This is a genomic window from Sphingomonas gellani (assembly GCF_900110035.1).
Classification (GTDB): domain Bacteria; phylum Pseudomonadota; class Alphaproteobacteria; order Sphingomonadales; family Sphingomonadaceae; genus Sphingomonas; species Sphingomonas gellani.
The window spans coordinates 12,895-33,538 of record NZ_FOCF01000011.1 but is presented as its reverse complement, the minus strand read 5'-3'; the positions used below and the strand labels follow the sequence as shown (position 1 = coordinate 33,538).

Annotated in this window: 19 protein-coding genes; 12 read left to right on the top strand and 7 right to left on the bottom strand. The window is 68.9% G+C overall.

Translation table 11 applies throughout. The features are described from left to right. The first annotated feature begins 3 nt into the window (after nt 1–3). Nucleotides 4–1,203, top strand: coding sequence for a murein hydrolase activator EnvC family protein (locus tag BMX37_RS16625; protein WP_093666909.1), 1,200 nt, complete (start codon nt 4–6; stop codon nt 1,201–1,203). Nucleotides 1,204–1,672: 469 nt separating this feature from the next. Here BMX37_RS16625 and BMX37_RS16620 read toward each other — a convergent pair whose 3' ends face one another. Next, nucleotides 1,673–3,436 (bottom strand): methyl-accepting chemotaxis protein, encoded by a 1,764-nt coding sequence (locus tag BMX37_RS16620; RefSeq protein ID WP_093666908.1) that lies wholly within the window; start codon nt 3,434–3,436, stop codon nt 1,673–1,675. A 187-nt stretch (nt 3,437–3,623) separates the two neighbouring features. On the opposite strand from BMX37_RS16620, the gene BMX37_RS16615 reads away from it, so the two are divergent. Genes BMX37_RS16615 through BMX37_RS16600 form a run of 4 tightly spaced genes read left to right on the top strand, consistent with a single transcriptional unit; the run spans nt 3,624 to nt 6,506 of the window. Beyond that, nucleotides 3,624–4,994, top strand: a complete 1,371-nt coding sequence (locus tag BMX37_RS16615) for a S41 family peptidase (RefSeq protein WP_093666970.1) — start codon at nt 3,624–3,626, stop codon at nt 4,992–4,994. A gap of 11 nt (nt 4,995–5,005) precedes the next feature. Further along, nucleotides 5,006–5,485, top strand: a complete 480-nt coding sequence (locus BMX37_RS16610; RefSeq protein ID WP_093666907.1) for a disulfide bond formation protein B — start codon at nt 5,006–5,008, stop codon at nt 5,483–5,485. Next, nucleotides 5,482–6,015, top strand: a complete 534-nt coding sequence (locus tag BMX37_RS16605; RefSeq protein ID WP_093666906.1) for a demethoxyubiquinone hydroxylase family protein — start codon at nt 5,482–5,484, stop codon at nt 6,013–6,015. The genes BMX37_RS16610 and BMX37_RS16605 overlap by 4 nt, the downstream gene beginning before the upstream one ends. Nucleotides 6,016–6,029: 14 nt before the next feature. Continuing rightward, nucleotides 6,030–6,506, top strand: a complete 477-nt coding sequence (locus BMX37_RS16600) for a hypothetical protein (RefSeq protein WP_093666969.1) — start codon at nt 6,030–6,032, stop codon at nt 6,504–6,506. 21 nt (nt 6,507–6,527) lie between these two features. Here BMX37_RS16600 and BMX37_RS16595 read toward each other — a convergent pair whose 3' ends face one another. Then, the gene (locus BMX37_RS16595) at nt 6,528–7,163 is read right to left on the bottom strand and encodes a DedA family protein (protein ID WP_093666905.1); all 636 of its coding nucleotides are present in this window, start codon (nt 7,161–7,163) and stop codon (nt 6,528–6,530) included. Between the two features lie 87 nt (nt 7,164–7,250). Here BMX37_RS16595 and BMX37_RS16590 point away from each other — a divergent pair, with 87 nt between their 5' ends. Next, nucleotides 7,251–8,045, top strand: a complete 795-nt coding sequence (locus BMX37_RS16590) for an aldo/keto reductase (protein WP_093666904.1) — start codon at nt 7,251–7,253, stop codon at nt 8,043–8,045. Between the two features lie 27 nt (nt 8,046–8,072). Here BMX37_RS16590 and ubiG read toward each other — a convergent pair whose 3' ends face one another. Continuing rightward, on the bottom strand, nt 8,073–8,834 hold the full coding sequence (ubiG, locus tag BMX37_RS16585) for a bifunctional 2-polyprenyl-6-hydroxyphenol methylase/3-demethylubiquinol 3-O-methyltransferase UbiG (protein ID WP_093666903.1): 762 nt from the start codon (nt 8,832–8,834) through the stop codon (nt 8,073–8,075). A gap of 53 nt (nt 8,835–8,887) precedes the next feature. Here ubiG and BMX37_RS16580 point away from each other — a divergent pair, with 53 nt between their 5' ends. Then, the gene (locus tag BMX37_RS16580) at nt 8,888–10,174 is read left to right on the top strand and encodes an aspartate kinase (protein WP_093666902.1); all 1,287 of its coding nucleotides are present in this window, start codon (nt 8,888–8,890) and stop codon (nt 10,172–10,174) included. Nucleotides 10,175–10,404: 230 nt separating this feature from the next. On the opposite strand, the gene BMX37_RS16575 is transcribed toward BMX37_RS16580, so the two are convergent. Continuing rightward, on the bottom strand, nt 10,405–11,670 hold the full coding sequence (locus BMX37_RS16575; RefSeq protein ID WP_244501651.1) for an MFS transporter: 1,266 nt from the start codon (nt 11,668–11,670) through the stop codon (nt 10,405–10,407). A gap of 401 nt (nt 11,671–12,071) precedes the next feature. On the opposite strand from BMX37_RS16575, the gene BMX37_RS16570 reads away from it, so the two are divergent. Both BMX37_RS16570 and BMX37_RS16565 read left to right on the top strand, forming a co-directional pair. Continuing rightward, nucleotides 12,072–14,819 carry a TonB-dependent receptor gene (locus BMX37_RS16570; protein WP_093666901.1) on the top strand — a complete coding sequence of 916 codons (2,748 nt, stop codon included), beginning with the start codon at nt 12,072–12,074 and terminating at the stop codon, nt 14,817–14,819. 220 nt (nt 14,820–15,039) lie between these two features. Continuing rightward, nucleotides 15,040–16,329 (top strand): N-succinylarginine dihydrolase, encoded by a 1,290-nt coding sequence (locus BMX37_RS16565; protein ID WP_093666967.1) that lies wholly within the window; start codon nt 15,040–15,042, stop codon nt 16,327–16,329. A gap of 21 nt (nt 16,330–16,350) precedes the next feature. Here BMX37_RS16565 and BMX37_RS16560 read toward each other — a convergent pair whose 3' ends face one another. Next, on the bottom strand, nt 16,351–17,208 hold the full coding sequence (locus BMX37_RS16560) for a fumarylacetoacetate hydrolase family protein (protein ID WP_093666900.1): 858 nt from the start codon (nt 17,206–17,208) through the stop codon (nt 16,351–16,353). A gap of 193 nt (nt 17,209–17,401) precedes the next feature. On the opposite strand from BMX37_RS16560, the gene BMX37_RS16555 reads away from it, so the two are divergent. The 3 genes from BMX37_RS16555 to BMX37_RS16545 are packed head-to-tail and all read left to right on the top strand — an operon-like array spanning nt 17,402 to nt 18,811. Continuing rightward, complete coding sequence (locus BMX37_RS16555) at nt 17,402–18,301, top strand: SPFH domain-containing protein (protein ID WP_093666899.1); 900 nt, start codon at nt 17,402–17,404, stop codon at nt 18,299–18,301. Between the two features lie 8 nt (nt 18,302–18,309). After that, a complete protein-coding gene (locus BMX37_RS16550) occupies nt 18,310–18,528 on the top strand; it encodes a type II toxin-antitoxin system antitoxin (protein ID WP_093666898.1) in 219 nt (72 codons plus the stop codon). Beyond that, nucleotides 18,515–18,811, top strand: coding sequence for a hypothetical protein (locus BMX37_RS16545; protein ID WP_093666897.1), 297 nt, complete (start codon nt 18,515–18,517; stop codon nt 18,809–18,811). The genes BMX37_RS16550 and BMX37_RS16545 overlap by 14 nt, the downstream gene beginning before the upstream one ends. Here the strand turns inward: BMX37_RS16545 and BMX37_RS16540 are convergent. Continuing rightward, complete coding sequence (locus BMX37_RS16540) at nt 18,808–19,677, bottom strand: S1/P1 nuclease (RefSeq protein WP_093666896.1); 870 nt, start codon at nt 19,675–19,677, stop codon at nt 18,808–18,810. The genes BMX37_RS16545 and BMX37_RS16540 overlap by 4 nt on opposite strands. Before the next feature lie 40 nt (nt 19,678–19,717). Beyond that, nucleotides 19,718–20,641 (bottom strand): isoaspartyl peptidase/L-asparaginase family protein, encoded by a 924-nt coding sequence (locus BMX37_RS16535; RefSeq protein ID WP_093666895.1) that lies wholly within the window; start codon nt 20,639–20,641, stop codon nt 19,718–19,720. Nucleotides 20,642–20,644: the final 3 nt, after the last annotated feature.

Below are 20,644 nucleotides of genomic sequence, written 5' to 3'. Positions count from 1 at the left end.
CCCATGCGAGGGCGGGCGATCGTTATGGGGCTGGTCGGGGTGGCCGCGCTGGCCGTGACGGCTGCCTCGCTGGCGGCACGCGCTCCGGACTCAGCCGCCAACGAACCGCAGGCAGGACAAGGTCAGGCGCAGGTCGCCGCGACACGCCGCGCGGCAGAGGCGGCGGCCGCCAGGGCGGATCGCCTAGCCCGAGCAGCGGCGGCGGAGAGCGATGCGGCCCGGCGCGCGGCGGCGGAGGAGCGTGCGCTGGCTGGCAGGGTCGACGCGGCGGAGGCGGCACTCACGGCGGCACGGGCACGGGCGACCGCCGTGGAGGCGCGGCTGGCGTGGCAGCGCGCCCGGCTGGGGCGGGCGCAGGCGCCGGTGGCACGATTGCTGGCGGCCTTGCAGGGGCTTGCCCGTCGCCCCGCAGTGGTGACGATCGCGCAGCCGGGATCGGTGGACGACATGGTGCACGTCCGCGCGGTTCTGGGCAGCGCCTTGCCGGTGGTGCGGGCGCGCACCGCGGGATTGCGCGGCGAACTGGTCACCGCACGCGCGCTGGCGGCGGAGGCGCGGGGGGCGGCGGACGACCTTCGCGGTGCGCGCGGCCGGCTGGAGGGGGAGCGGACGCGGCTGGCCCGGCTGGAGGCTGCGCATCGTGAGCGGGCGGGTGCGCTAGGTCGCGGCGCGATGAGCGAATCGGATCGCGCGCTGGCGCTGGGCGAGCGGGCGCGGGATCTGGTCGATCGCCTGGACGAGGAGGGGACTGCCGCGGCGATGGCGAGCGACCTGGCCGCGTTGCCCGGACCAGTGATGCGGCCGCTGCCGCCCGGTGCGGTCGTGCCGGGCGCAGCGGCGGGGGCGTATCGCCTGCCCGTGTCAGGCCGGCTGGTCACCGGGATGGACGAGGTGTCGCGCAACGGCGTCCGGTCGCGCGGGCTGACCTTTGCGGTCGCACCGGGCGCGATGGTGGTGGCGCCGGCGGGCGGAATGGTGCGCTATGCCGCCCGCTTCCGCGATTACTGGACCATCGTGATCGTGGACCATGGCGACGGCTGGTCTACGCTGGTCACCGGGCTGGGCGAGGTGCGGGTCCGACGCGGCGCGGTGGTCGCACCCGGCGCGCCGATCGGCCAGGCAGTGCGAGGCGACGAGCCGCTGGTCACGGTGGAATTGCGCCGCCGCGGTAGGCCGATGGACATCACGGCGCTGCTCGGCTGACGCGGCGTTCTGCCCGGTTTCCGCCGGTCAGCCGCGAGCTGCCGGCGAGATCGGCCGCCGGGGTCGGGCGCGCAAACGTGGAACCGCGCCACCTCGTTGCCGAGCGTGTTGAGTGATTTGCTTGGCGGCTCTCAGCCGGACAGGCGCCAGTCTCTTCCGGGATCGGCCAGGACGGGCCGGGGGCAGCGTAGAACCGTCACGGCAGAGCGCGCCGGCCAAGTCCGCCTGACCGGTTTCAGCCGGTCAGGCCCGAGCCCCGGTGGGATCGGCCGCTGGGATAGGGGCGGGAGGTCGAGCCACGTCACCTCGCCGCCGAGCGCGTCGGCGTAATCCGGCCGCCCGGTTTCAGCCGGCCGGCCACCACCCGCGGGTAAAATCGACCAGGATGGTGCGATCGTCGGCCGCGGCGGAAGCGTCGAACCGCGTCGCTTCGCTTTCTAGCGTGTCGGGGTGGTCCGCCCGCCTACCCTCAGCCGGCCATTCGCCAGCCGCCGGCGGGATCGGCCGGCACGGCGCGGGCGGTGGGTGGGGCGGCAACCTCGAACCGTGCCACTTCGCGGCCCAGGGCGTCGGCCTGATCCTTCAGGCCGCGGGCGACGCTGGTCACCTGATCCGCCATGGAGCCGTTCTGCTGGGTCACGCTATCCATTTCGGCGACCGCCTGGTTGATCTGCTGAAGCCCGTTGGCCTGTTCCTCCACCGAGGCGGCGATTTCGCGGACAAGGCCGCCCACCTCGTCGATGCGCACGATGATGCGGTCCAGCGCGGCGCCCGTTTCGTGGACGAGGCCGACGCCGGTTTCGACCTGGTTGCTGCTGACGGTGATGCGTGCGCGCACGTCGCGGGCGGCGTCGGCGGAGCGTTGCGCCAGCGCGCGGACCTCCGACGCGACAACGGCGAACCCCTTGCCCGCATCGCCCGCGCGCGCCGCCTCGACCCCGGCATTGAGCGCCAGCAGGTTGGTCTGGAACGCGATGCCGTCGATCAGGCTGATGATCTCCGCGATCTCGCCCGAGGATTCCTCGATGCGCTTCATCGCGTCGACCGCCTCGCGCACCACCTCTCCGCCGCGCGCGGCCTCCTGATGGGCGTGGCCGATCAGGCCGCTGGTCCGGCTGGCGCCGTCCGCCGTGCGGCGCACCGTGCGGGCGATCGCGTCCATCGCGGCCGATGTCTCCTCCAGGCTGGCGGACTGGTGAGCCGTGCGCTGGCACAGGTCGTCGGAGGCGGCGCTGAGTTCGCCGGTATGGCCGTGCAGTTCCGCGCTGTTGCTGCTGATGACGCTGACCGTGGCGTGGATCTCGTCCAGCGCGGCGTTGAAGTCCTGGCGCAGCTTCGCATAGCTGGGCGGGAAGTCGTCGCGGATGCGGGTGGTCAGCTTGCCGCGCGCGACCGCCGACAGCTTCGCGGCCAGGCGATCGATCGCCTCGCGCTGTTCCGCGTCGGCGCGCGCCTTGGCGATCCCCGCCTCCCGGAACACGGCCACGGAGCGAGCCATGGTGCCGATCTCGTCATGCCGGTCGGTGCCGGGCACCGCGACATCGTGATTGCCGCGCGCGAGCTGTTCCATCGCGCCGCGCATGCTGTCCAGCGGGCGGAACATGCGCCGGGTCACGACCAGGCACGCCCAGGCCGCCGCCACCGTCACCACCAGCGCGACCAGCAGCAGCGTACGTTCCACCGCGCCGATATCGGCCAGGAAATCCTCCGCCGGGATGCCGACATACAGGACTCCGATCACCTTGCCGGCCGGGTCCAGGATAGGGTCGTACGCGGTGAAGAACGGCCGGCCGAGAATGTCGGCCCGGCCGCGATAGGGCTTACCCTGGCGCAGTACGGTGTCGCGCACCGCGTCGCTGGTCAGGGTGGTGCCGACCGCGCGGCTGCCGTCCGGATTCTTGACATTGGTGGAGACCCGCCGGTCGCCCAGGAAGATGGTGGCGGTGCCGCCGACCAGCCGCTTCACCCGGTCGACCGGCGCGGCGAAGTCGTTCAGCACCCGGTCGCCGATCCGCAAGCGGTCGCCGTCCACCGAAAAGTCGCGGCCGAACTGGTGCAGCACGTTCCAGGCGACGCGCATGTTCGCCTCCTGTCGCTCCGCCGCATTGCGTTCGGCATGCGTCTGCAGAACCCATTCGGTAGCGCCGGCGGTGATCGCCGACAGCATGCACAGCGCCAGGACGATGAGCAGCGTCACCTTTGAGGAAAGCCGGGTCGTGCGCGTCTTGGTCATGGTGTTCCGGATCAGCCGTTGAAGGACGTCAACTTCGCTGATGGCATGTAAAGCTTAACAATCGAGTCCGCTGTACTTGCCGAGACGGGGCCTGGACCGGTCAGGCGCGGTTCAGCGCGCGCCGCTACCATCGTGGCGCAGTTGGGGCTACATGAGCGGCCACAGTTTCGAGTTTCAGGATCCGGCGATGCCCCGTTCCCCCTTTTCCGCGACCGCGCCCATGATCGCCATCGTCGGCGCGCTCGCGCTGGTGCCGCTGGCGACCAGCGCCATGGCGGCCGCCGACACCAGCAGCTACCGCGAGTTCGACGAGTTCCTGGACGTGTTCAACCGGGTCAAGGCGGACTATGTCGACAAGGTCGATGACAAGACGCTGATCAAGGGCGCGATCCAGGGGATGCTGGCCAGTCTGGACCCGCATTCCAGTTATGTCGACGCGACCGATTACGACAACCTCAAGATCATGACGGAGGGCAATTACGGCGGCTTGGGGCTGACCGTGTCGATGGAGGATGGCGCGATCAAGGTCATCGCACCGCAGGAGGACACTCCGGCGGCGCGCGCGGGGGTCAAGGCGGGCGATTACATCACGCACATCGACGGCAAGCTGATCTACGGCGAATCGCTGGACGAGGCGATCAACGGCATGCGCGGCAAGCCGGGCACCAAGGTGTCGCTGACCCTGGTCCGGCCGGGGCGCGACAAGCCGCTGGACGTGACCATGATGCGCGAGGTGATCGTGCAGCGCCCGGTAAAGTGGGAGGTGCGCGGCCAGGTCGGCTACATCAACATCAACACGTTCTCCGAGAACACGGGCGCCGACACGCGCGCCGCGATCATGGCGATCGACAAGTCGCTGGGGCATCGGCCGCTGGGCTATGTGGTCGACCTGCGCGACAATGGCGGCGGGTTGCTGACCCAGGCGATCGCGGTGTCGGACGCGTTTCTGGACCATGGTGAGATCGTGTCCCAGCGCGGCCGCGAGAAGACGGACATCGAACGCTATTACGCCAAGCCCGGCGACGATGCGCACGGCCTGCCGGTGGTGGTGCTGACCAATGTCGGCACCGCGTCGGCGTCGGAGATCGTGGCCGGCGCGTTGCAGGACCATCACCGCGCGCTGGTTATGGGTGACAAGACGTTCGGCAAGGGATCGGTGCAGACGGTGCTGCCGCTGGGTCCCGACACGGCGCTGCGCCTGACCACGGCGCGCTATTACACCCCATCGGGGCGCAGCGTGCAGGAGGGCGGAATCGAACCCGACATCCGCGTCCCGCAGATCAGCGACCCGGATTACAAGACGCGGCCCGTGTTCCGGGAGGCGGACCTGCGCCGGCACCTGATCAACGAGATCAAGGCCGACAATGCGGTACTGGAAGAAGATACCAAGGACGATCCGCGTTTCTCCGCCACGCCGGACGCGCTGAAGAAGCAGGGGATCGACGATTTCCAGCTCTACTACGCGCTGAAGACCGTGGCGCGGTTGGGTGGCCCGCAGCAGGTCGCCGCCGCGACCAGGCCGAAGGTGGTGCCGGCAAGCGGACCGGCGACGAAGTGATCGCGGGCGGCATGACGACGCGGCTGTCCCGGGCGCGGTGGCTGGCCCTGCTGTTGCCGGCGGCTCTGCTGGCGGGGGCTTGGGGGTTCCAGCTGATCGGCGGGCTCTACCCGTGCGAGATGTGCCATTGGCAGCGTTGGCCGCATTACGCCGCGGTGGCAGTGGCGCTGCTCGCCTTTTTTGCGCCGCCCAGGCCGGCCCGGGCGCTGGTGCTGCTCGCGGCGCTGCTGATCGCCGCGTCCGGCGTGATCGGCGCGCTGCATGCGGGGGTGGAGTATCACTGGTGGCAGGGGTTCACCGGCTGCACCTCCACCGTCAGCATGACGGGAATGACCGCCGCGGAACGGTTGGACGCGATCATGCACGCGCCCATGGTCCGCTGTGACGCGGCGCAATGGACGCTGGGCGGTGTGTCGCTGGCGGGGTTCAACGCGATCGTCTCGCTGCTTGGCGCGGCACTGGTCGCCTGGTTGGGAGTTAAAGCGCGATGAGCCGTTTGCCGGGCGATCGAGCCGAAAGCACGGACGCGATGATCCGCGTCGACCAGGCGGGCGAATTCGGCGCCACGAGGATCTATCAGGGTCAGCTCGCCATCCTGGGCGATCGTCACCCGGCGGCGCGCGCCATCCACCACATGGCGTCGCAGGAAGAGCGGCACCGCGCCTTTTTCGACCGCATGCTGGCGGAGCGGCGCGTGCGCCCGACGCTGTTGCAGCCCTTTTGGAGCGTTGCGGGCTTTGCGCTGGGCGCGGTGACGGCGGCGATCGGGCCGGAGGCGGCGATGGCCTGTACCGCCGCGGTGGAGACGGAGATCGACAAGCATTACGCCCAGCAGCTGGATGCGCTGGGCGACAGCGACCCCGAATTGTCGGGTGCGATTGCCGAGTTCCAGGCCGAGGAACTGGAGCATCGCGACCATGCGTTGGCCGCCGGGGCGGAGAACGCGTTCGGCTATCCGGTCATGAGCGCGGTGATCCGGCTGGGGTGCAAGGTGGCGATCGCCGCCGCCACGAGAATCTGACGCGGGAGAGAGTGATGCGTAGCGCTTTGATGATCCTTGCCCTGGCGGGAGCGACCGCGGCGCCCGCCCTGGCACAACAGGCGGCGCTGCCCGGTGCGGCCAAGCCGCGAACGGCACCCTCCGGCCCGGCGTCCGTGTCGCGCAATGCGCCGGTCAACGGCGTGCTGGTGCTGTACGGCAACGAACGCTGCCCCACCGACAATGACGGCAACGAGGTGGTGGTGTGCACCCGCCGGTCCGCCAACGAACAGTTCCGCGTGCCCAAGGAGCTGCGCGAGTTCCAGATCACGCCGCAGAACGAAAGCTGGGCGGTCCGGGCGCAGGGGGCGACCACGGAGGGCGTGGGCGCCAATGCGACCGGCAGCTGTTCGGTGGTGGGGCAGAGCGGGCAGACTGGCTGTTTCAACCAAGCAGTGCGCGCCAATCGCGCCGCGAACAAGGCGCGTGCGGCGGATCAGACGGACACGGATCGGATCGTCAAGGGCTACTGATGAACCGGACCGTGCGCGCGGTCAGGCGCGGTTCTTGCGGATGCCGCGGATCCGGTGCCACACGTAGAAGGCGACCGCCGCGACCAGCAGCACGCCGATCACCGCGTCCAACCGGTGGAACGCGGCCTTCAGACGCGGATCCGTGTGCCACTTGTCGCCGAGCGTCATGCCGACCCAGGCGAGGAAGAAGCAGAACGGCCACGATCCGATAAAGGTGTAGATGTGGAACGGCACCAGCCGCATCCGCGCCATGCCGGCGGGAAAGGCGATGAACGTGCGGATCACCGGCAGCAGTCGCCCGATCAGCACCGCCCATTTGCCCCATCGCTCGAAGAAGCGGTCGGCCATGTCAAGTTCGTCCGCGCCGATCAGGAGATACCTGCCCCAGCGTTCCACCACCGGCCGGCCACCGCGCTTGCCCACCTCATAGGCGACGATCGAGCCGAGATTGCAGCCCAGTGCGCCCGCGGTGGCAGCAAGGAACAGCTCGAAACGACCGGTCGACACCAGATAGCCCGCGAACGGCATGATGAGTTCGGAGGGCAGCGGCACGCAGGCGCTTTCGATCGCCATCAGCAGCATGATGCCCAGATACCCGCCGGCGGAGATCACCGCGATCACGAAATTGGCGAGTGCGCCGAGGATGGTTTCGAACATGGGCGCGGGGCTTGGCCGAAGCGGACCGAGTGGTCAACGGCGGCCCCGCTCGTGGAACCGCCGTCGCGGGTGGACGGTTGGCTGTGGATGCAGGATTTCACACTGAACGATGGTCGCTCCATGCCCCGGCTGGGCATGGGCACGTACCAGATCAACGACAGCCAGGTGGCGGCGATCGTCCGCGACGGGCTGGACCATGGTTTCCGCCTGGTCGACACCGCCGCGATCTATGGCAACGAGCGCGGTGTCGGCGACGGGCTGAAAAGCAGCGAGGCGTTCTTGACGACCAAGCTGTGGAACGACCGGCACGGCGATACGGCGGCCGCGCTGGACGAAAGCCTGGCCCTGTTGGGTGTCGATGCGGTCGACCTGTATCTGATCCACTGGCCGGTGCCGGGCGACGACCGCTATGTCGAGGCGTGGGAGGCGCTGATCCGGTTGCGCGACGCAGGCAAGGCACGCTCGATCGGTGTATCCAATTTCCTCCTCGACCATCTGGAGCGGATCATCGGGGCGACCGGCGTGACCCCGGCGGTGAACCAGATCGAGCTGCATCCCTTTTTCCAGCAGCACGAGGCGCGGGCGTTCCACGAGGCGCACGGCATCGTGACGCAGAGCTGGAGCCCGATCGGCCAAGGCAAGGACGTGTTGCAGGACGACACGATCGCACGGATCGCGGCGGCGCATGGATGCTCCGCGGCGCGCGTGGTGATCGCCTGGCATCTGGCGCACGGCCTGTCGGTGATCCCCAAGGCGTCGAGCGCGGACCATCTGGCGGACAATGTCGCCGCCGCCGACCTGTCGCTGAGCCCGGAGGACGTGGCGGCGATCGATGCGCTGGACCGGGGCGAGCGGATGGGACCCGACCCGGCGACGTTTTGAACGTGTCCGGGTTTGCCGTCTGCGCGCTTAAGCGCGGACGGCGGTCACCAGATAATCGAGCGCGGTGGATTCGCTGAGTTCGAACCCGCGCGTCGGGCTGAACGACAGGCCGCGTATGTCGCGCACCGCCAGGCCGGCCTCCACCAACAAGCCGGTGAGGTCGTCCGGTGTGAGGAAGCGGTGCCAGTCGTGCGTGCCGCGCGGGATGCGGCCGGTCCCCTCCGCCAGCGTGATCATCGCCAGCCGCGACAGGGGCGTGCGGTTGGGCGTCGACAGGATCATCAGCCCATCATCGGCCAGCGCCCCCGCCAGACCACGGACGAAGGCGGCCGGATCGTCGACATGCTCGATCACCTCCAGGCTGGTGACCAGGTCGAAGCGCTGCTCCCCGATCGCGGCGATGCTGCCCGCGCCATAGGTGATCGGCAGGCCGGACAGGGTCGCATGGGCCTGTGCCGCCACGATATTCTCCGGTGCGGCGTCGATGCCGGTGACGTCCGCGCCCAGCCGCGCAAGCGGCTCGCACAGCAAACCGGCGCCGCAGCCCAGGTCGAGTGCCGTACGCCCCGCCAGCGGCCTGAAACCGGACGTGTCGGTGTTCCAATGCGCGTCGACGGCGGCGCGGATGTACGACAGGCGCGGCGGGTTCAGCCGGTGCAGCATCGCCGACGACCCCTTCGGATCCCACCAGTCCGCCGCCATGCGGCCGAAATGCGCGGCCTCTCGCGGGTCGATCGTCGTGCCGGCAGAGGTTTCGGAAGGAACGGGCGCGGTGCTTGCCATGGTCATGCCCGGTTCCTATCAGGGCCGCCGCTCTTTCCCAAGGAGGACCCTGACACGCCATGGCGCGGATCGTGATGAAGTTCGGCGGAACCTCCATGGCGGGGATCGAACGGATCCGGACGGTCGCGGCGCGCGTCAAACGCGAGGTGGACGCCGGGAACGAGGTCGCCGTGGTGGTGTCCGCCATGGCTGGCGAAACCGACCGGCTGGTCGGGTTCTGCCGCGAGGCGTCGGCGCTGTACGATCCGCGCGAATATGACGTGGTGGTGTCGGCGGGCGAACAGATCACCAGCGGGTTGCTGGCCATCGCATTGCAGGCGATCGGCGTGCCGGCACGGTCGTGGCTGGGCTGGCAATTGCCGGTCCATACCGACGAGGCGTTCGCCAAGGCGCGGATCGGCACGATCGAGACGGACGCGCTGCTCGCCGGGCTGATGTCGGGCGAGGTGGCGGTGATCCCCGGCTTCCAAGGCGTGGCGGAGGGCAACCGCATCACCACGCTGGGCCGCGGCGGATCGGACACGTCGGCGGTGGCGGTGGCGGCGGCGGTGAAGGCGGACCGGTGCGACATCTACACCGATGTCGACGGCGTCTACACCACCGATCCGCGCATCGTGCCGCGCGCGCGCAAGCTGAAAAAGGTCACGTACGAGGAGATGCTGGAGCTCGCCTCGGTCGGGGCCAAGGTGCTCCAGACCCGGTCGGTCGGGCTGGCGATGAAGGAACAGGTCCGCGTCCAGGTGCTGTCGTCCTTCACGGGCGGCGCCGACGTGGAGGGGGCACCCATGGCGGACACATTGCCCGGCACGATGATCGTGGGGGAAGAGGAGATCGACGAGGTGGAACGGCAGCTCATCACCGGCATCGCGCACGACAAGAACGAGGCCAAGATCACGCTGACAGCGGTGCCGGACAAGCCGGGTGCGGTGGCCGCGATCTTCGAGCCGCTGGCCGCCGCCAACATCAACGTCGACATGATCATCCAGAACATCGCGCACCAGAGCAACGGCGGCGGTTCCGCGAGCGCGACGGACGTGACCTTCACCGTGCCGGCGGCCGACCTGCCCCGGTCGCTGGAGGCGCTGAATCAGGCGCGCGAGGCGATCGGCTTCGGCGACCTGATCCACGACACCCGCGTGGCGAAGATCAGCGTGGTGGGGGTCGGCATGCGCAGCCATGCGGGCGTGGCGAGCCAGATGTTCACCACGCTGGGGCAGCGGGGCATCAACATCCTCGCCATCTCCACCAGCGAGATCAAGGTGTCGGTGTTGATCCACGAGGACGAGACGGAACTGGCGGTGCGCGTGCTGCATACCGCGTACGGGCTGGACGCGGAGGTGGCCTGACGCCGATCCGGTCGTGACGGGCAGCGCAGTGTCGCTGTCCGTCGCCGTGAGGTGGGCGACCGCGAGGTGACTCCTATCGGCCCGCTGGCCGGCGGCCTTCATCGGCGGCGGGGGCGATCGACCTGTTCTCGTTGAGCGCTGGGATCGCGGTCGCCTGAACGTGGTACATCGGGCAGACAACGCCTTGCCGCCAGTGGGCGTGCGCGATGACTCTCAGGCCGCGCGCCGCCTCAACCGTCGGTCTTCGGACGCGGCAGGCGGATCAGCACCGGCAGCACGACCAGTGCGACGACGGCGATCATCGCGCCGGGTGCCGGTGCCCAGCCGGTCCGCTCCGTCAACAGATGCGCGCCGAGCGGTGTCAGGCCGCCGAAGATGGCGGTCGCGGTGGTCGCTCCGAATGCCAGGCCGCTCAGGCGCCCTTCGCCGGGAAACTGTTCGGCCGTCGCGACGGCCCCTACCGCGCTGACCCCGCCGGCCAATGCCGCCAGCAGCAGCGCGCCTGCGGTCACCTCCGCCGCCGATCCGCCTGCCATCCAGCCGAACAGGGTGAGCGGCAGCACGGCGGCGAGCAGCGCGAGCGCGACCAGCACCGGCCGCCGCCCCCAACGATCCGACAGCGCGCCGACCAGCGGCGTCACCGCGATCACCACCACCGCGGCGACGGTCGACAGCCACAGCGCCCGTGTCTCCGCCAATCGGCCGACCGTGGTCAGGAAGGCCGGAACATAGGTGATGCCGACATAATAAGTGATCGATCCGAGCGCGGAGATGGCGAAGCCGCGGGCAATGCCGGCGCGGTGATGGGTCAGCGCCGTGCGTAGCGGATTGTCCGGCACGGTTCCCTCCGCCCTCGCGCGTTCCCAATCCGGCGACTCGTCCATGGCAGAGCGGGCGATCCACACCACGGCCGCCAGCGCAGCGCCGACCAGGAACGGGATGCGCCAGCCCCAGCCATCCAGCGCGGCCGTGCTCATCGCACCGACGGTCAGCGCCGATATGCCGACCGCGGCCAGCCCGCCGACCTCGCTGGCGGCGGCGGCGGTGGCGGTGACCAGTCCGCGCTGATTCGGCCGCGCCCCCTCCAGCAGATAGGCGACGACGCCGGTATATTCCCCACCCACCGCAAAGGCCATGACGCAACGCAGCGCCAGCAGCAGCCAGCCCGCCGCCGGGCCGATGGCGGCATGGGTGGGGAGCATCGCGGTGGCGAGCATCGCGCCGGTCATCAGCGCCATCGACAGGAGCAGCGTTCGGCGGCGGCCGTAGCGATCGCCGACATGGCCGAACACGACCGCGCCCAGGGGCCGCATCAGATAGGCGATGGCGAACCCGCCAAGCGTCGCCGCCAGCGACGTGCCGCCCCCGCCATAGAAGACCCGGGCGAGTACGGTGGCGAGGTACAGGTAGACGGTGAAGTCGTACCATTCGACCACCGTCGAAAAGGCCGCGAGCGCCATCGATCGGGTGGTGATGGCGGGCGGCGCCTTTGGCATCGGGCTACTCCTGAGAGACGAAGGCGGCAGGGTCGGCTGTTCGGCGGATGTCCTACACATGTGCCGACACGTCGTCGCCTGGATCGTTCGCCTGCGCGAAAGGCGCGGAAGTCGCGCGGCGTGTCCTGCACGACCTTCGATGGCCGGCGGCGCTTTCGGGGTGCCTGAGCGTTTTACGGAGAGGTCCGTCACTTCGACTGTGCAGACCAATAAAGTGCCAACTGTCTCCCGCAAGTCACAGCGGGCGATGTTTTCACGCGGCGGCGATGTGAACGCTCATTGTAGCCTTGACTGTCACGCTTCGTTACACGGATGTTACAGGCAATTGGTATGTGAATGTTCTGCCATTGGTCATAGCGGTAAGAACCGGGTGGGCTGTGGCAACTTTGGGGAGATGCGACATGACCAAGATCCGCCTGTATTCCGCCTCCGTCGCCGTTCTTGCGCTGGCATCGCTCGCCGCGCCGGCCGCCGCGCAGACCGTTCCAGCCGACCAGGTCCCCACCGACACCCCCCAGAGCGGCCAGCCACAGGCAGGCGCAGGACAGACCGACACGGCGGCGGCCTCGACGGGAGAGCCGGGCGACATCGTGGTCACAGGCATCCGCGCATCGATCCGCAAGTCGATCGACGCCAAGCGCCAGTCCACGGTGATCGCGGACGTGCTGTCGGCCGAGGACATCGGCAAGTTTCCGGACAAGAACGTCGCCGAGGCGTTGCAGCGGGTGCCAGGCGTGGTCATCAACCGCACGTTCGGCGAGGGTGAGCGCGTGTCGGTGCGCGGCACCAACGTCAACCTGACCAAGACCCTGCTGAACGGGCACAATGTCGCCACCGCCGACTGGTTCATCGAGGATCAGCTCGCCGCCACGCGCTCATTCAACTACCTGACGCTGCCGGCGGAGATCGTCGGCCAGCTCGACGTGTACAAGTCGCCCCAGGCGGACGTGGAGGAGGGCGGCATCGGTGCCACGATCAACGTCCATACGCGCAACCCGCTCGACCTTGCCCGCTGGACGGTGTCGGGGTCGGCGCAGGCGGTGTATTCGGAAAAGTCGGACAAGTTCGACCCGCAGGCATCCGCGCTGGTCAGTTGGAAGAACGACGCGGAGACGTTCGGCATCCTGGTCGGCGGCGTGTACCAGAAACGCCGCCTGCGCCGCGACGGTGCGGAGGTGCTGGGCTATGTGGATGGGGTGGTGAACGGCCAGGCGGTGCAGGTGCCCAACCTGATCGGCTCCGCATTGTTCAAGCAGGATCGCGAGCGCTTCGGCGGCAATATCGGCGTCCAGTTCCGGCCGTCGGAATCGCTGGAGGTCAACCTGACCGGGCTCTACTCCCGGTTTAACGCGGACAATTTCAACCAGAACTTCATGGCCTGGACGTCGAACGCGCTGGGCAATGGCGGCACGCTGACCAATGCGGCGGTGAACGCCAACGGCACGGTGACATCGGGCACCGTGACGTCCGTGCCCGGTGGTCGTGCGGTGGTCTTCGACGCCATCGCCCGCGAAGCCTATGCGCAGGTGTGGTCCGGCGATGCGGACGTGTTGTGGAGCCCCGCCGAGGGCACGAAACTGCACCTGAAGGGCGGTTACACGAAGGCGGTCGGCAACACGTCGTCCCAGCCCTTTTACGAGGGTGGCGCGCCGGGCAGCTTCACGTTCGACATCACCGGCCGGGTGCCGCAGGTCCGCTATGGCGGCGGGATCGACCCGACCAACCCCGCATCGCTGGCATTCGACTTCGCCTCGCTGAACCGGATCACCAATTCCGACAACGAGACCTATGCCTATGTCGATCTGGATCAGGACCTGCACTTCGGCGCGATCAGCGGCTTGAGGGTCGGGGGCAAGTTCACCGATCATAACCGCCGAACCGGCTTTTTCGGCACCACCTACGGCAATTTCTTCGTGCCGCTGTCATCCAGCGGGTGCGGTGGCCGGGCGTGTACGTCGGCGGATTTCGCGGGCGGCCTGACGCCGGACGATTACCTGGACGGATCGGCGCTGCCCGGCACGCTGACCAGCTATTTCCAGATCGACCAGGGCAAGCTGAAGGACATCCTGAACGCCCTGCCGGCGGCGGCGCGCGCGCGGATCATCAACCCGCCGGAGAATTACGCCATCAAGGAGCGGACGTATGGCGGCTATGCCATGCTGAAGCTGGGCGGCACGGACGAGCAGTATAGCGGCAATGTCGGGGTGCGCGTGATCCGCACCGAACAGCGTTCGACCGGCAACCAGGTCGGCACGGGCGGCGCCGGTTCGATCGACAACGCGTTCGGCAGCTACACGCCGATCACGGTGGAGCGGGCGTACACGGACATCCTGCCGTCGTTCAACCTGCGCATTCCGCTGACCGACCAGGTCACGTTCCGCTTCGGCGCGGGCCGCACCGTGACGCGGCCCGATTACACCGACATCGTGCCGCGGGTCAGCCTGAACCCCGGTGCGCTGACCGGCGATGGCGGCGACCCCTATGTGAACCCGTTCCGCGCCAATCAGCTCGACATGTCGCTGGAATGGTATCCGGATCGCGAGACGATCGTGGCGGTCGCCGGATTCTACAAGCAGCTGAAGTCGTTCATCGTGAACACCACCGATCGGGAGGTGTTTCCGGTGCAGACCACCACGCCGACTCTGTCGCGCTGCACCGTGATCCCCGGCGGCGACAACCTGTACAACTGCGCGTTCGACATCAATCGCCGGTCGAACGGCGCCGGCGGCACGATCAAGGGCGTGGAGGTGCAGCTGCAACGGCCGCTGTTCGCCGGTTTCGGCGTGCAGGCCAACTACACCTATGCCGACGCCCAGGCGGATGACGGGACGCAGGTGCCCGGCAGTTCCAAGCACGCCGCCAACCTGGTCGGCTATTTCGAGAATGACTGGCTGTCGGCGCGCGTCGCCTACACCTATCGCTCGAAATTCTTCATCAACATCGATCGCGCAGTGGCGTTGAACCAGCGGGCGACGGAGTCGCTGGACGCGTCGATCAACCTGAAGCTGACCGACAACGTCACGCTGACCGCGGATGCCGTGAACCTGACGAACGAGAAGATCCGGCTGTATTCCGGCACCACGGATCGCTTCCGGGCCTTTTACGACAACGGCCGCATCTTCTACCTGGGTGCGCGGTTCAAATATTGATGGGAAGGCCGGGCGTCGGAGCCGGATCGTTCCCGCTCAACGCCCGACCCCCCGCAGTGTTTGAGCGGGGGTCGGTGGCCGCATCGTCGGACGAGCATCGGGGGGGCGTCGATCCTTGCGCCCGCCCCGATTGCGCGTATCTCCTGACCCGATCGACGGCGGCGCGATGGAGCCGCCGGCGGTGGGGAGATGGACCGGTCAGATGGGCGCGCGCGGGACGATGGTGGAGATCAATTTCGACGGGCTAATCGGACCCAGCCACAATTATGCCGGGCTGTCGTTCGGCAACGTCGCATCCGCCACCAATGCCGGCGCGGTTGCCGCGCCCCGCGCCGCCGCCCTGCAAGGGCTGGCCAAGATGCGGCGCATGATGGCGCTGGGTCTGCGCCAGGGCCTGTTGTTGCCCCACGACCGTCCGCACGCGCCATGGCTGCGCGCGCTGGGCTTCGACGGCGATGACGAGGCGGTGTTCGCGGCGGCGTGGCGGGAGGAACCGGCCCTGCTGCGCAACGCCTTTTCCGCATCCGCGATGTGGACGGCCAATGCGGGCACGGTGTCGCCGGGGCCCGACACCGCCGATGGGCGTTGCCACCTGTCCGTCGCCAACCTGTCCACCATGCTTCATCGCGGCATCGAGGCACAGGAGACGGCGCGCCAGCTACGGCTGGCCTTTCGGAACGAGCGGTTCTTTGCGGTGCATGACGCGGTACCGGCCGGGCTGGGCGATGAGGGCGCGGCCAATTTCATGCGCCTGTGCCCGCGCCATGACGCGGCGGGTGTGGAGGTGTTCGTGTATGGCGAGCGGCACGAGGGCGGCTTTCCCGCGCGCCAGAGCCGGGCCGCGAGCGCGGCGGTGGCGCGGCGGCATGGGCTGGACCCGACGCGCGTGCTGCTTGCCCGGCAGAGCGAGGCCGCGATCGCGGCAGGCGCGTTCCACAACGATGTGGTCGCGGTGGCGAACGAGCACGTGCTGTTCGCGCACGAACAGGCGTTCGAGGATCGCGGGGCGGTGCTGGACGCGCTGCATGCCGCGATGCCGGGGTTGATCGTGGTCGAGGCGCCCGCAAACCGGATCGGGTTGGAACAGGCGGTGCGGACCTATCTGTTCAACTCCCAACTGATCACGCTGCCGTCCGGAGAGATGACGCTGGTGCTGCCCGCCGAGACACGCGACGCGCCGGAGGTATGGCGCTGGCTGGAGGAGGTGGTCGCCGGGCCGGGCCCGATCGATCGGCTGGAGGTGGTGGAGGTGCGCGAATCGATGCGCAACGGCGGCGGCCCGGCCTGTTTGCGGTTGCGCGTGGCGGTGGACGAGGCGGCGGCCGCGGCGATCGATCCGCGCTTCCTGTTGGACGAGCGTGTCTGCGACGACGTCGAGGCGGTGGTCGCGCGCCACTGGCCGGAGGCGATCCACCCCGACGACCTCGGCGACCCCGACCTGTGGCGCCAGTGCCGCGTGGCGCGCACGGCGTTGCTGGACAGGCTGGGGTTCTCGGCCGGAGAGGTCTGAGACTCCGGCAGAGAAGGGCGATCAGTTGGGCGCCTGCCAGGCGACGCATTCCTGTCGCTGTTCGCCCAATCCCGTGATGCCCAGCGTAACGATGTCGCTCGCCTTCAGGTAGCGCGGTTGCGGCTTCTGACCCATGCCGACGCCGGGCGGCGTGCCGGTAGTGATGATGTCGCCGGGTTCCAGTGTCATGATGTTCGACAGATAGGCGACGATCTCCGCCACGGCGAAGATCATGGTGCGGGTGTTGCCGTCCTGCATCCGGGTGCCGTTGACGTCCAGCCACAGCGCCAACGCCTGCGGGTCGCCCACTTCGTCGGCGGTGACGAGCCACGGACCGACGGGCCCAAAGGAGGGAAACCCTTTTCCCTTGTCCCAGGTCGCGCCGCGTTCGAGCTGCCAATGGCTTTCGGACACATCGTTGACCACGCAATAGCCAGCGACATGGTCGAGCGCGTCCGCCGCGCCCACGCAGGAAGCGCGGGTGCCGATCACCACGCCTAGCTCCACCTCCCAGTCGGTCTTGACCGAGTCGCGCGGCAGGATGATCGGATCGTTCGGGCCGCCGATGCAGCTGACCCATTTGTTGAAGACCACCGGCTCCTGCGGGATGGGCAGGTTCGATTCGGCGGCGTGGTCGGCATAGTTGAGGCCCACGGCGACGAACTGGCGCGATCCGGCAACACACGGTCCATAGCGGGGATCGCCGTCCACCAGCGGCAGAGAGACGGGATCGATCCGGGCCAGCGCGGCCAGCGTCTCGCGGGCGAGGACCGGGCCGTCGATGTCGGCGACATGGGCGGACAGGTCGCGGATCCGGCCATCGGTGTCGATCAGGCCCGGTTTCTCGGCACCTTTCGGGCCAAAGCGGCAAAGCTTCATGGGAACCGCATCTTCTTCGTGGGGCCATGCCCCGTCGCGCGCAGGCAGCCTTGCACGGCACAGGCGCCGATGCGCAAGCCGGTTGGTGGGTGCCGGTCGTCAGCGTGCGAGGTCGGCCGATGGCTGTCGCGAGCCCCTCTTGCAGTTCGTCAGTCCATGATGTAAAAGTGATATCATATTAACGGAGGGCGTGATGGTGCAGCAGGGGCGGGAACAGGGTCTCAGTCGGTCGGAGGAGCGGCGGGCGGCGACGGCCAGCGGATACGTGATGCTGCTGGCGCTGGCCGCGTTGGTGGTGCTGGGGCTCGTCGGTGGCGGACTGATCGATTCAACGCGGGTCGGCGCCGGTCTGCTGATCGTGGTGGCGGTCGCCGCGTTCGTGTTCATCGCCTGCGGGTTCTACATGCAGCAGCCCAATCAGGCGACGGCGATCACCCTGTTCGGCAGCTACAAGGGCACGGACCGCGTATCCGGCCTGCGCTGGGTGCTGCCCTGGATGGGACGGCGGCGCATCTCCACCCGCGCGAACAACATCATTTCCGAACGGATCAAGGTCAACGACTTGCGCGGCAACCCGATCGAGATGGCGGCACAGGTGGTGTGGCGCGTGACCGACACCGCCCAGGCGCTGTTCGACGTCGACGATTACCGCGCGTTCGTGCTGGTGCAGATCGAGGCGGCGGTGCGGACGATCGGCTCGCGCTATCCATATGACGATTTCGAGCATCTGGAGGTGACGCTGCGCGGCGCGCACGACCAGGTCGGGGCGGAACTGCGCACCGAACTGATCGCGCGGCTGGTGGTCGCAGGAATCACGGTGGACGAGTGCGGCTTCACCCACCTGGCTTATGCGCCCGAGATCGCCGGCGCGATGCTGCGCCGGCAGCAGGCGGCGGCGGTGGTGGCGGCGCGCACCACGCTGGTCGAGGGCGCGGTCGGCATGGTCGAGCTGGCGCTGGCGCAGCTGTCGGCGAAGAACGTGGTCGAGCTGGACGACGAACGGCGCGCGGCGATGGTGTCCAACCTGATGGTCGTGCTGTGCGGGGAGCGGGAAACCCAGCCGGTCGTCAATGCGGGTACGTTGTACCAGTAAGGCGTGGCGTGACGGTTCCCCCGAAAAAGGCCTTTCCGCTCCGCATCGATCCCGCGCTGTACGCGGCGATCGAGCGGGCGGCGGCGTGCGACCTGCGCAGCGTCAACGCCCAGGTCGAATGCCTGTTGCGGGAGGCGCTGTCGCGGCGTGGCGTGAAACTGGAGCCGCCCGAGCGGGCGCGACGGGGCCGGCCGCCGAAGGAGGAGACCGACGATGCGCAAGCGTGAGGACGGGCCTGACGCGAACAGGCGCGACGAAGCAAACGGGTCCGACGACGGGGCGTGGTTCGCGCCCAAGGCGTTCGGATATGGCGCGGGCCTGCCGATCGCGTGGCAGGGATGGGTCCTGATCGGCGTGTACAGCGCGGTGATGATAGTGTTGGTCAACACGCTCGCGAAATCGCATCCCGTGCTGTTCTACAGCCTGACCGCGGTCCTGACGGCGGGGTTGATCGTCCTGTCCGCCCGCCACACGCGCGGTGGATGGCGGTGGCGCTGGGGCGGCGATTAACCGAGCGCGCGGTCGAGCAGCTTGGCGAGGCGCAGGCCGCCGCGTTCCACCTCAAGCCGGGCGACGGGCACCAGCCGCTCGATCGTGACGTTGTCGAGCACCGCCTTTGCAGGGGCCGGCTGCCCGTCACACGGATCGTGGCCGAAGGCGCTGGGGTACACGACGGTACGCGCGACCTGATAGGATTCGCGGCTCCAGTCGGTGACGGTGCCGGCGGCGATGCGTGCCTTTTCGGCCGGTGAGTAACGGCGCACCAGCGACGGGCCGGTGGTGATCGCGCGTTCCGCGAGCGTGCCGTCCCAGATGGAATGGAGATTAAAGCGCGCGGGCGAATAGCCGCCATAGGACGCAGCGACGTCGTTGCCGCCCTTGTCGTCATGCTCGCCCGCGTGGAGCGGCTGGTGCAGGTCGCCGACGAAGTGGATCAGGAACACCAGCGCCTGCACCCGATCCTTCGCGCTGGTACGACGGTCGCGCAGCGCGGCGACGTCCTTTTCGATCTGGGCGGATACGCAGTTGCCGTCCTTGCACGCCGATACCAGCTCGAAGGGGCGGCAGATGTTCACGTCCTGGAAGTGCCAGTTATAGGCGTAGCCGAAGCGCGACTTTCCCTCCGCGTTCTTGAGCGGCTTGACGCAGTCCGCCCAGGTGGAGGCGCCCTCGATCGTATTGGCGGGGCAGGTCGGCGTGTCGAGCAGCGGCGCGGTGGCGAGGATGCGATCGATCCGCGCGCGCGTCGCGGGCCTGACATTGGCGTATGCGATCCGTGCCACCGTCTGATGCCCATATTCCCAATAAGCCGAGGCCGGCGCGGCAAAGGCGAGGGGAGCGGCCATCAGGGAGAGGCGAAGGAGCAGGCGGGTCATGCGCGCGCCCTTACTCCCCTCGCGCGCCTGCACAAGGGCATCATTCCGCGCCGAAGATCGCCACCTGGCGTGTGCCGTCGCCGTTCGCGCGGGCGCGGTACATGCCGGGCGTGGTGAAGTGCCAGACGGCGCCTCCGTCCGCATCCACCGCGATGACGCCGCCGGTGCCGCCCAGCGCCCGAACCTCCGCCAGCACGTCGCGAACCGCCGCATCGAGCGCTTCGCCGGACAGGCGGATGCGGGCCGCTATCTCATGCCCGACGCCGACCCGCAGGAATTGCTCACCGGTACCCGTCGCCGACACGGCGCAGGCGCGATCGTCGGCCCAGGTGCCCGCGCCGACGATCGGCGAGTCGCCGACGCGGCCCCAACGCTTTCCCGTGACGCCGCCGGTGGAGGTCGCGGCGGCGAGGTGCCCGGTCCGGTCGCGTGCCACCGCGCCGACCGTGCCGTATTTCATGTCGGTGTCGAACACGCCGCCGGGCGCGGCCTTCATCGCTTCCAGCTGGGCGGCGCGCTCCGGGATCACGAACCAGTCGGGCGCGACCTGTTCGAGCCCCCGTTCGGCGGCGAACTCGTCCGCGCCCCTTCCGGCGAGCAGGACATGGGGGCTGTCGTCCATTACCGCGCGGGCGAGCGACACGGGCGCGCGGGTGCAGGTGACCCCGGCGACTGCGCCCGCCGCGCGCGTGTCGCCGGTCATGATCGCCGCGTCGAGCGTCGCGACGCCGTCGAGACCCAGCGCCGCGCCCCGGCCTGCGTTGAAATGCGAGTCCTCTTCCAGAACGCGGACCGCCGCCTCCACCGCGTCCAGCGACGACCCGCCCGAATCGAGGATCGCGGCACCTGCATCGAGCGCGCGGTGCAATGCCGCGCGGGCCCGCTGTTCCCCATCCGGCGCGAGCGTGTCGCGGGTGATGATGCCGGAGCCGCCATGCACCAGCAGCGTCCAGTCCTGAGCCATGAC